Here is a 10617-nt window from a genome sequence, read left to right as displayed (position 1 = left end):
ATGGTACTTGGTGGGTAACTGCCTGGGAGAGTAGGTCGTCGCTGGATTGTTTTATTTTTTTGATTAGAATTCTAGGATGATTATTGTGTTACTCGAACTAAGCGATTCACACCAAATCATCGTATAAAAAATCGTATAAAAACAAGAAGAAAACACCAATAATTGGATTGGTGTTTTTTATTATATAAATAGTATGATAAAGTATATTTAAAAATAATAAGTATAATCTAAAAAAATATAGTAAAATTTAGACTAACTAGAATTAGTAAAAAACAGAGAAAAAGATAAATAGAACTTCTAGAAAAAAAGAAATTGAGATTTTTAAAGATTCTTTATCTATGTAGCTGAGGATACCACCACTTCTAAATAATTTGAATATTATAGATTCTTTCTGTAAACTCAAATAAAAAAGCAAAAAACACCTTTTAACTTTCACTATAAATTTGGTATAGAGAGAAATTTCTAGTATAATTAAAGTAAGGCAAATTATGTAAAGTAAACAATGGGGGCTTTTTTTATAATGGAGATTGTAGAAAAAATAACAAACAATGGAGTAATTATATTATTTATTTTAGTAAAAGAATAAAAATCACTTAAGTATTATTTTTGATGTCACAAACTTGGGATTATAGGGGGAGGATATTATGCAAGATATCATTAGTGTAACCCAAAACAAATGTAAGCAATGCTACTCATGTGTTAGGAATTGTCAGGTTAAAGCCGTACAAATAACCAATGGGCAAGCACAGATAGTACATTCAAGATGTATAAACTGTGGTAAGTGTATAAAAAGCTGTCCTCAAGGAGCCAAAATTGTATTAGATAGTAAAGGAAAAGCTTTAGAAATTTTAAAAAAAGATAAGAAAGTCGTTGCCTGTTTAGCTCCGTCCTTTGCTGCTAGCTTTGGAGAAAACGAAGTAAATAAAGTCATAGGTGCAATAAAAGAGTTAGGTTTCTCAGAGGTATGGGAAACTGCAATAGGGGCAGAGCTATTAGCTAGAGAAATTGATGATTTTATAAAGGTTAATCCCAAAAAAACTTATTTAAATTCATCGTGTCCAGCTTTTGTATCAATGATAGAAAAGCACTATCCAGAGTTAATAAAATATTTGCTTCCTTTTGTATCTCCAATGGTTGCTACAGGGAGAGTAATAAAAGAGAAATATAAGAATGATGATGTTAAGGTTGTATTTATAGGTCCTTGTGTAGCAAAAAAAGCAGAAGCAGATGAACCTCAATTTAGAAGGTCCGTTGATGTGGTATTAACATTTGATGAATTAAAGGAAATGTTTAAGGAAAAGGGAATCAATGTAAATAGGTCAAGACAAGACACATTCGATAGTATTTACTCTAAAAAAGGAAAGCTTTTTCCTTTGTCAGGAGGATTATTAGTAAATTTAGAAATATCAAAGCAATTAAAAGAAACTGAATATTCATTTATTGAAGGTGATAAGGAATGCTTAAAATTAATAGAGGCACTTTCAAATGGTAGAACTTCAATTAAAATAGCAGATATATTAATGTGTGAAGGATGTATTGAAGGTCCTAAAATAGACTCTCAATTAAATCACTTTGAAAAGAAAAATAGAATCTTAAATTACTATGAAGAGTCCATAGAAGTTAATGATAAAAGTCAAGAATCTAGTAAAGAAATAGCATTAAATGCAGATTTTATTAGAAAATATAGAAATAAGAGAAGTATCATGCCATTTCCTTCCGAAGAAGAAATTCAGGAGGTATTAAGACAAACAAATAAATTTGCAAAAGAAGACGAACTTAACTGTGGAGCATGTGGCTACACTACTTGTAGAGAAAAAGCAATAGCAGTATTACAAGGAATAGCTGAAGTGGATATGTGCTTTCCATATTTATTATCTAAAAAAACTAAGCTTTTAGACGAATTGTCTATTAAATTTAATGAAATATCGGAGTTAAAAGAACAATTAGAAACAATTATTCAATCTTCTTATGACGGGTTAGTCGTTACAGATGGTTATGGGAATGTTCAGAAGACAAATAGAGCTTGGAAAAGAATGACTGGATACTCTGATGATAAAGAAGAAACTTCAGTTCAGAAAATAGAAGAGAAAAATATAGTATTTCCGTCTGCAACTATGCTGGCATTGAGAGAGAAGCGAAGAATCTCATTTATGCAAAAAGGGAAAGATGGTAAAAACTTTCTATCTACTGCCACTCCTATATTTGATGAAAATGGGAATATAAAAAGAGTAGTTACCAATATCAGAGATATCAATGAACTAAATAAATTGAGAAATCAGCTTGAAGAAACTAAAAAATTAGAGAAGTATCATAATAGTGATAAAGGTAAGAGAGAAAAAATAGAATTTAACACGAATAATTTAGTAGTAAATAGTCAAGAGTTTGGCGAAGTTCTTCAAATATCAAGTAATATTTCAACGGTTGACTCTACAGTGCTAATACTGGGTGAATCAGGAGTAGGAAAGGAAGTAGTAGCAAAGTTTATACAGAATCTAAGTGACAGAAAAGATAAGCCCTTTGTTAAAATAAACTGTGGTGCTATTCCAGAAAATTTAATAGAGTCAGAGCTCTTTGGATATGAGACAGGAGCCTTTACAGGAGCCAGAAGTAAAGGGAAACCTGGATTGATAGAATTGGCCCATGAAGGAACTCTTTTTCTAGATGAAATTGGAGAGTTGCCATTAAACTTACAAGTCAAGCTTTTGCGATTTCTTCAAGAAAAGAAAATAGTACGTATAGGAGGAACTAAAGAGAAGAATGTTGATACTAGAGTTATTGCTGCTACTAATAGAGATCTTTACAAAATGGCAATGGAGGGTAACTTTAGATTGGATTTATACTATAGATTAAACGTTGTACCCATAGAAATTCCTCCTCTAAGAAATAGAAAATCGGATATAATACCTTTGTGCTATCATTTTATAAAATATTTTAATAAAAAGTATTCCTGTAATAAAGATATTACTTCAGAGGTTGAAAAGGTTTTATTAAATTATACATGGCCAGGTAATATAAGAGAATTAGAAAATATAATTGAGAGATTAATAGTTACTACTACTAAGAATATTATTGATGAAAAAGACTTACCTTTATTTTTATATAATGAAGGTAGTGGAGTTTACCAAGGAATAATGGTGGAAGGAATTATTCCTATAAAAGAAGCCGTAGAAATAGTTGAAAAAAAGCTTGTAGAGAAAGCATATGCTAAATATGGAACGACATACGAGATGGCTAAAGCTTTAAATATAAATCAATCCACTGTGGTAAGAAAGATACAAAAATATATTAAAAATGATGCGCTAGAGCATAATTAAATGCAAAACTGCATTAAAAATAAATAAATATATTAGTCTTAAAGGAGTCACATTCTAATGTGGCTCCTTTATTTTTTATTATATGACTAGATAAAGTTTTGTAGGCAACGTTAGTAAATTAACAATCTTTTTAAGTCATGGTAAAGATATATGAAAAAATCTTTAAACTAATTTATGATTTGGCACGCTATATGCAACTTATATTAGTAAATAATGATTGGGGGGTTAGAAATGACAGATTTAGAAATGTATCAAAGACTGAGAAAAGCAGCTGAAGAAAATATAAGGGAAAAGCGAAAAAAAGGAAAAATAAGAGCTGTTTTAGGATACTCAAAATGTAGTGTTAGTGTAGGAGCAGGTAGTGTATTAAAAGCCCTTCAAGAAGTAATATCAGAAGCTGAAATAGATGATGTAATCATTGAAACCACGGGATGTATTGGATTATGTTCGAAGGAACCATTATTAGATATTTTTACCTCAGATGGTGAGAGATACACCTATGAGCTCGTGGATGCAAAAATGGCAAAAGCTATAGTAATATCACATTCTTTATATAATGAAAATATTGAGGATTGGCTTTTAAAAAACTAAGGGGGTGCGTAAAATGATTGGGAAAGATAAGTTAATTGAAACCTTAATCAATGTACAGAAAAATTCTAAAGGTCATTATATTTCCGAAGATAAATTAGAGGAAATATCTAAAGAATTAGGAGTATCATTGAGTAAAGTGCATGGAGTGGCTAGCTTCTACTCCATGCTTTCAACAAAGGAAAGGGGAGAATATGTAGTTCAAATATGTAATAGTGGACCTTGTTATATACAAGGGGCGAATAATATAGCAACAATATTCGAAGAAGAATTAGGAATTAAAATGGGGGAAGTAACGGAAGATAAAAAATTCTCATTGGAATTCACAAGCTGCATAGGAGCATGCGACATAGCACCGGCAGTAAAAATAAATAATGAAGTATATGGGGGATTAAATAAAGAGAAAATTAGAGAATTGGTTGAAATGTTACGAAAGGAGGGGAATTAATATGGTTAATTTAATTTCTAGAGCCTGTGGGAAAATAAGTCCTTTATCTATAAAAGAATATAAAAACAATGGAGGATTTAAAGGACTCGAGAAAGCATTGTTTAATATGACTCCTAAGGAAGTAATTGATGAAGTTACTAAATCATCACTTAGGGGTAGAGGTGGAGCAGCATTCCCAACAGGATTAAAATGGAAATTTGTTGCAATGGAAGAAAAGGATGAAAAATATATTATTTGTAATGCTGATGAAGGAGAACCAGGAACATTTAAGGACAAAATTCTTCTAGATGGATGTCCCTTTCAAGTTATTGAAGGAATGATTATAGGTGCATATGCTATAGGAGCAACTAAAGGATATATATATATAAGAGGAGAGTATCCAAAATCAAAGGAAATTTTAGTAAAGGCATTAAACATTCTTAGGGAAGAGGGGATATTAGGAAATAATATAATAGGTCAGAATTTTAGCTTTGATATTGAAGTTAGATCAGGAGCTGGAGCTTATGTTTGTGGAGAGGAAACCGCATTAATAGAATCAATAGAAGGAAATCCTGGCAGATCTAGATTTAAACCTCCTTATCCACCTAATAAAGGACTATGGGGAAAACCTACTTTAGTCAATAATGTTGAGACACTAGCTAATATACCTATAATAATGGAATTAGGTGCTGATGAATATAAGAACTATGGAACTGACTCAAGTGCGGGAACAAAGTTAATATCAGTTTCAGGTAGTGTTGTGAATAAAGGAGTCTATGAGATTGAGTTTGGAACATCATTAAAAGAAATAATATATGATGTTTGTGGTGGAATAGAGGAAAATAAGAAAATTAAGTTTGTACAATTAGGAGGTTCATCTGGAGCCTGTCTTCCAGAAGAATTATTAGATACAAAGCTAGACTTTGATGAACTTAGCAAATTAAATATAGGGTTAGGTTCAGGAGCTATATTAGTGGTAGATGATTCTATTTGTATACCCGACTTTGTTAAAAATACTACAAAGTTTTTCGATCATGAATCATGTGGAAAATGTACTCCTTGTAGAGAAGGGAATAGACATATTATTAAAATTTTGAATAAATTTACAGAAGGAGAAGCTACAGAAAGAGATTTAGAGTTAATTAAGGAAATATCCAATGTAATGAAGGAAGCTTCCCTATGTGGACTTGGGCAAGCAGCACCAACTGCTTTAATAACAACTATTAAGTATTTCAAAGAAGAGTATGAAGATCATATTAACGGAAGTTGTGAAGTAGGAAAATGCAAAATGAAAAAGGGGGTTGCAGCTAATGCCTAAGGTTGAAATAAACATTGATGGAGTTAATGTATTAGTAGAGGAAGGAACGTCAATACTTGAAGCTGCTAAAATGGTTAATGTAAGGATACCAACCCTATGTTATCACCCAGATCAAGCAGTTAAAGGAAGTTGTAGAGTGTGTGTAGTCGAAGTAGAAAACCAAAGAAATCTTGTGGCTGCTTGTTGTACACCTGTGAGTAAAGGAATGAAAATAAAAACTAGAAGCAAGAAAGTTCGTGAGGCTAGAAGGACAATTTTAAATCTTATTTTAGCGGATCATAATCAAGAATGTCTAGCCTGTGTGAGAAATGGGAACTGTGAATTGCAAAATCTCTGTATGGAGTTAAATATAAGAGACACAAAATTAGAAAAAATAAATAAATCTTTGCCAATAGATAATTCAAATCCATCTATAGTTAGAGATGAAAGCAAGTGTATTAAATGTGGAAGATGTATAACTGCTTGTCATGAGGTTCAAGGAGTAGGAGCTATATATAACATAAATAGAGGAAGCGAAATGAAGATTAGCACTCCATTAAATAGGAAGTTGAGTGAAGTCGCTTGTGTATATTGTGGTCAATGCATAAATGTCTGTCCTGTAGGTGCAATATACGAGAAAAACGATATAGATAAAGTATGGGATGCATTAGAAGATGGAAGAAAGCATGTGGTAGTACAAATAGCACCAGCTATTAGAGTTTCACTAGGAGAAGAATTTGAGCAAGATCCTGGGAGCATAGTAACTGGTAACATAGTTGCTTTCTTAAAGAGAATTGGATTTAATAAGGTATTTGATACTAATTTTACCGCTGATTTAACTATAATTGAAGAAGGACATGAGCTTCTCCATAGGTTAAATAATGGCGGCAAATTGCCGATGTTTACATCTTGTAGTCCAGGATGGGTAAGATATATAGAATATTTCTATCCTGAATTATTAGATAATGTATCAAGCTGTAAATCTCCTCAGCAGATGTTTGGAGCATTAGCAAAATCTTATTATGCAGAGAAAGAAGGATTGGATCCAAAGGATGTTGTTGTAGTATCTATCATGCCATGTACAGCTAAAAAAGCAGAAGCAGTTAGGAAAGAGATGAATGATAGTGGGTATCAAGATGTGGATATAGTTTTAACTACTAGGGAATTAGGCAGAATGATTAAAGAGTCGAGGATTCAGATAAATGAATTAGAAGAAGAAAATTTTGATGATCCACTGGGCATATCAACAGGTGCAGCTGCAATTTTTGGTGCTACAGGAGGGGTAATGGAAGCTGCATTAAGGACTGTATATGAAGTTGTAACTAAGGAAACACTAGAAAATATAGATTTTAAAGATTTACGTGGTCTAGCAGGTTCAAAAGAGGCAACTGTAAATGTTGGAGATTTAGAGGTTAATGTTGCAGTAGCAAATGGTTTAGAAAACGCAAGGAAAATCTTAGATTTAGTGAAGGAAGGAAAAGCAAATTATCATTTTATTGAGATAATGTGTTGTCCAGGTGGATGTATAGGTGGCGGTGGTCAGCCAATACCTGGAACTAATGAAGTTAAAGAAAAAAGAATAGAGGCTATCTATAATGTAGATACACTTTCTGAGTTGAGAAAATCCCATGAAAATCCAGTTGTAAATATATTATATGAGGAATTTCTCAAAGAGCCCTTGGGAGAAAAATCCCATAAATTACTTCATACACATTATCATTCAAGAAGCTAAAACTCCATAATTGATATATTGGGTACTGGTAAACAACTGTTCCAGTACCCACCCCTATTTATAGAGGAATTTTTGAATAAATTATATATTGATCAAATCAAGAAAGTAGATGAATATTGAAGTATCATATATAATTAAATCATACAAAGAATTGGAAACTAATAAATGAGGTGATGTAATTGGACTTAAAAAATATAAAAGGATTTGTACTTGATATGGATGGAACAATTTACTTAGGAGATAGGCTTATTAATGGAGCCAAGGAATTTATAGATTTACTAAGAGAGCAAAATAAGAAATTTTTATTTATGACTAATAATTCTTCTAAGAGTGCAATGGAATATAAAATAAAGCTGAATAGGTTAGGAATAGAGGTAGAGGAGAAGGACATATTTACTTCTGGAGAGGCAACTTGTATATATATAGATAACAACAGTACCAAGAAAAACGTATATTTACTAGGTACGGAGGAGCTAGAACAGGAGTTTATTAGATATGGATTTAATATTGTAAATAATAGAAGTATTGCTCCAGACTTTGTTGTACTAGGTTTTGATACGGACTTGAATTATAAGAAATTATGGAAAGCATGTGACTATATAAGAGAAGGAATGCCTTTTATAGCAACCCATCCTGATATTAATTGTCCTTTAGAAGGTGGAAAATTTATGCCAGACTGTGGAGCCATGATAGAAATGATAAAGGCATCTACAGGGGTAGAACCTAAAATTATTGGAAAGCCAAATCAAGAAATAATTGAAGGTATATTCCAAAAAACAGGGCTAACTAAGGAAGAACTTTGCATTGTTGGAGACAGATTATATACAGATATAGCTACAGGAATAAATAGTGAAGTAAATACGGTTCTAGTATTATCGGGAGAAACTAAGCAGGGAGATTTAGACAAATCTCCAATAGGGCCAGACTTAGTTGTTAATTCTATAGCAGATATATATAATACAATTAAATAGAAAAAAGTATTATAGAACAAGCCTCTTGATTCATACAATTAAATAGTGAAAATAAGGAGGCTTATATATGGAAAGTAAAGGCTGGGGAAAAATAGCTAGTGTTTACATAGGTACGATCATCGGCGCAGGATTTGCATCAGGACAGGAAATTGTTCAATTTTTTAGTATATATGGCTACAGAGGAATTTTCGGTTTGATTATTGCTACAATACTTTTTTCATCAATAGGAGCAATAGTTTTAAATAGGGTTTATAAAAATAAAATAGAGGGATATGAGGAGTTCCTCTTGCCTCTCTTTGGTCGTAGATTAGGTAAAGGAATAGAGCTTATTATCACTTTATTTCTTTTTACAAGCTTCTGCGTTATGCTCGCAGGCAGTGGAGCAATATTTCATCAGCAGTTTCATATATCCTATAATGTAGGAATTTATATAATGAGTATATGTGCTCTTTTAACATTTATGTTTAGCGTTAAAGGAATAACTACAGTTAATTCAATTTTGGTTCCATTGCTATTAATAGGAATAACTACTATGGGAGTAATGGTCATTCTAAGAGAAGGGGTAGTTTTTAGTAATTACAATGGAGCAGAGATAACAAAGACAGGTAATTGGATTACATCTTCTATACTTTATGTCAGCTATAATAGCATATCTGCCATTGTAATTATGACATCGTTATTACCGATAATTCATACAAGGAATGCTGCAATCAAAGGTGGTATTATGGGTGGACTAGGGTTAGGGTTGTTAGCATTATTTATAATAATACCTACGTTGATTCTATACACAGATATATGTAAATTAGAGATTCCAATGTTGAAAATAGCCGGTAGTCTTGGGAAAAATGGTAGTATAATATACACATTAATTCTATGGTGTTCTATGTTTACTACAGCTGTGGCCAATGGATTTGGCTTTGTTAGGAGAGCATCTTCTTTCTTAAATACCAATCAAAGATTATTAGCAGTAGTATTTTGTATAGTTTCAATTCCTCTGGCTAAGCTAGGTTTTGCAAACTTGGTTACTAATCTTTATCCAATCTTTGGATACATAGGATCTTTTATGTTATTTATAATAATAGGTAATTTCATACTTAGAAGATTAATATAAAGTATATTAAAATTAAGGCAGGAATTTATCTTTACTGAGAGAATTAATGAAGTAAGGAGGGAGAAAAGTTGAGAGAAAGTGAACGAGAAGAAGTACAAAAGAAGAAAATTGGTAGAGTAATACTTGTTTTTATCGCACTATTAGTAATAATTTCTAATGGTAGCATAAGAAGCAAGCTTAAGGAGTTTATCTCTAATAATAATGGAGAGCTTGAGTCAAAAATGCAAATAGAAGTAAACTTAACTCAAAATGCTGATATGGATATATTAAACGATAAAGTTGTTTTGGTCAATGATACAACAATTAGTACTTATGATTTAGATGGAGATGCTAAGAATATAGCTCAAATTGATAATAGCTCAATTGTTAAAATTAAAAATGAGAAAATATATACTGTGAATAAAGCTAATGGTAGGATAAAAGTATTTGATATAGATGGAGAACTGATTTGGGAATATGAATTGAATAAAAGTATTAATAACATAAAGGTAGGAGATAGTTTATTAACTGTAATTAGTACAAGTGAAAATGGCAATAGTATTTTAGATATATTTAATAATTCAGGAAAGCATCTTATTAAAGAACAAGCAGAAAATGGACAAGTTGTATCAGTAGATTTTCTGAATGAAACAAATGAATATTTAACTTCTATAATTAAAGTTGATGAATCTAGCTTAATAAGTAGTTTATCTAAGCATTCTCTATCTGGAGAAATGGTATGGGAGGATAGCTTTGAAGATGAAATTATTCAAGAAGTTGTAGCAACAAATAAAGGCACTATAATTTTAATAACTGATAAGAAAATATATTGTATTACAAAGAATAAAGAATTGCTTTGGAATAGAAGTATTGATGGGGATATTTGGGATGTAGCAGTTGACACTGAGCAAGGTAAAATAATAGTATTAACTGGTGGAAATAAAGGGTACCTTGAAAGTATAGATTTTGATGGTAGAACAGAGTATAGAATAAAGGTCAATACTGAATATTCGAAAATAAAAATAGCAGGAAAAAACATACTATTATATGGTGGGGATAAGATAATTGGAATTAGTTCAGGAGACCAATATATGGAGCATAATTTTTCTGGAGATATAAAGGATATTGAATTAAGTAACAAATATATATATGTATTACTACAGGATAAGATTAAAATAATGAAAAGAGTTTAAAATTA

At 31.3% G+C, this 10617-nt stretch carries 8 protein-coding genes; all 8 read left to right on the top strand.

Annotation, left to right across the window (positions count from 1 at the left end):
• Positions 1-644 precede the first annotated feature (644 nt).
• The gene (locus tag JMO20_RS16515; protein ID WP_202710810.1) at positions 645-3314 is read left to right on the top strand and encodes a sigma 54-interacting transcriptional regulator; all 2670 of its coding nucleotides are present in this window, start codon (positions 645-647) and stop codon (positions 3312-3314) included.
• 231 nt (positions 3315-3545) lie between these two features.
• Positions 3546-3905, top strand: a complete 360-nt coding sequence (locus JMO20_RS16510; protein WP_202710809.1) for a (2Fe-2S) ferredoxin domain-containing protein — start codon at positions 3546-3548, stop codon at positions 3903-3905.
• Between the two features lie 13 nt (positions 3906-3918).
• Positions 3919-4350: an NADH-quinone oxidoreductase subunit NuoE family protein gene (locus tag JMO20_RS16505; protein WP_202710808.1), complete on the top strand. Its 432-nt coding sequence runs from the start codon at positions 3919-3921 to the stop codon at positions 4348-4350.
• A gap of 1 nt (position 4351) precedes the next feature.
• Positions 4352-5647 (top strand): complex I 51 kDa subunit family protein, encoded by a 1296-nt coding sequence (locus JMO20_RS16500; RefSeq protein WP_202710807.1) that lies wholly within the window; start codon positions 4352-4354, stop codon positions 5645-5647.
• The gene (locus JMO20_RS16495) at positions 5640-7358 is read left to right on the top strand and encodes an NADH-dependent [FeFe] hydrogenase, group A6 (protein ID WP_202710806.1); all 1719 of its coding nucleotides are present in this window, start codon (positions 5640-5642) and stop codon (positions 7356-7358) included. Before JMO20_RS16500 ends, JMO20_RS16495 begins: the two co-directional genes overlap by 8 nt.
• A gap of 179 nt (positions 7359-7537) precedes the next feature.
• Complete coding sequence (locus JMO20_RS16490; RefSeq protein WP_243414809.1) at positions 7538-8329, top strand: HAD-IIA family hydrolase; 792 nt, start codon at positions 7538-7540, stop codon at positions 8327-8329.
• Positions 8330-8396: 67 nt separating this feature from the next.
• On the top strand, positions 8397-9440 hold the full coding sequence (locus JMO20_RS16485; RefSeq protein WP_202710805.1) for a YkvI family membrane protein: 1044 nt from the start codon (positions 8397-8399) through the stop codon (positions 9438-9440).
• A 68-nt stretch (positions 9441-9508) separates the two neighbouring features.
• Positions 9509-10612 carry a DUF5711 family protein gene (locus JMO20_RS16480; protein WP_202710804.1) on the top strand — a complete coding sequence of 368 codons (1104 nt, stop codon included), beginning with the start codon at positions 9509-9511 and terminating at the stop codon, positions 10610-10612.
• Positions 10613-10617 lie beyond the last annotated feature (5 nt).

It is taken from the genome of Sporosalibacterium faouarense, assembly GCF_016765695.1.
GTDB classification, from domain to species: Bacteria; Bacillota; Clostridia; order Tissierellales; family VENL01; genus Sporosalibacterium; species Sporosalibacterium faouarense.
Note: the sequence above shows the minus strand (reverse complement) of the source record. Positions and strands in the feature narration are given on the sequence as shown.

Coding starts and splice junctions, on each gene's coding strand:
- JMO20_RS16515 (WP_202710810.1), top strand. CDS start 645: ATGCAAGATATCATTAGTGTAACCCAAAACAAATGTAAGCAATGCTAC.
- JMO20_RS16510 (WP_202710809.1), top strand. CDS start 3,546: ATGACAGATTTAGAAATGTATCAAAGACTGAGAAAAGCAGCTGAAGAA.
- JMO20_RS16505 (WP_202710808.1), top strand. CDS start 3,919: ATGATTGGGAAAGATAAGTTAATTGAAACCTTAATCAATGTACAGAAA.
- JMO20_RS16500 (WP_202710807.1), top strand. CDS start 4,352: ATGGTTAATTTAATTTCTAGAGCCTGTGGGAAAATAAGTCCTTTATCT.
- JMO20_RS16495 (WP_202710806.1), top strand. CDS start 5,640: ATGCCTAAGGTTGAAATAAACATTGATGGAGTTAATGTATTAGTAGAG.
- JMO20_RS16485 (WP_202710805.1), top strand. CDS start 8,397: ATGGAAAGTAAAGGCTGGGGAAAAATAGCTAGTGTTTACATAGGTACG.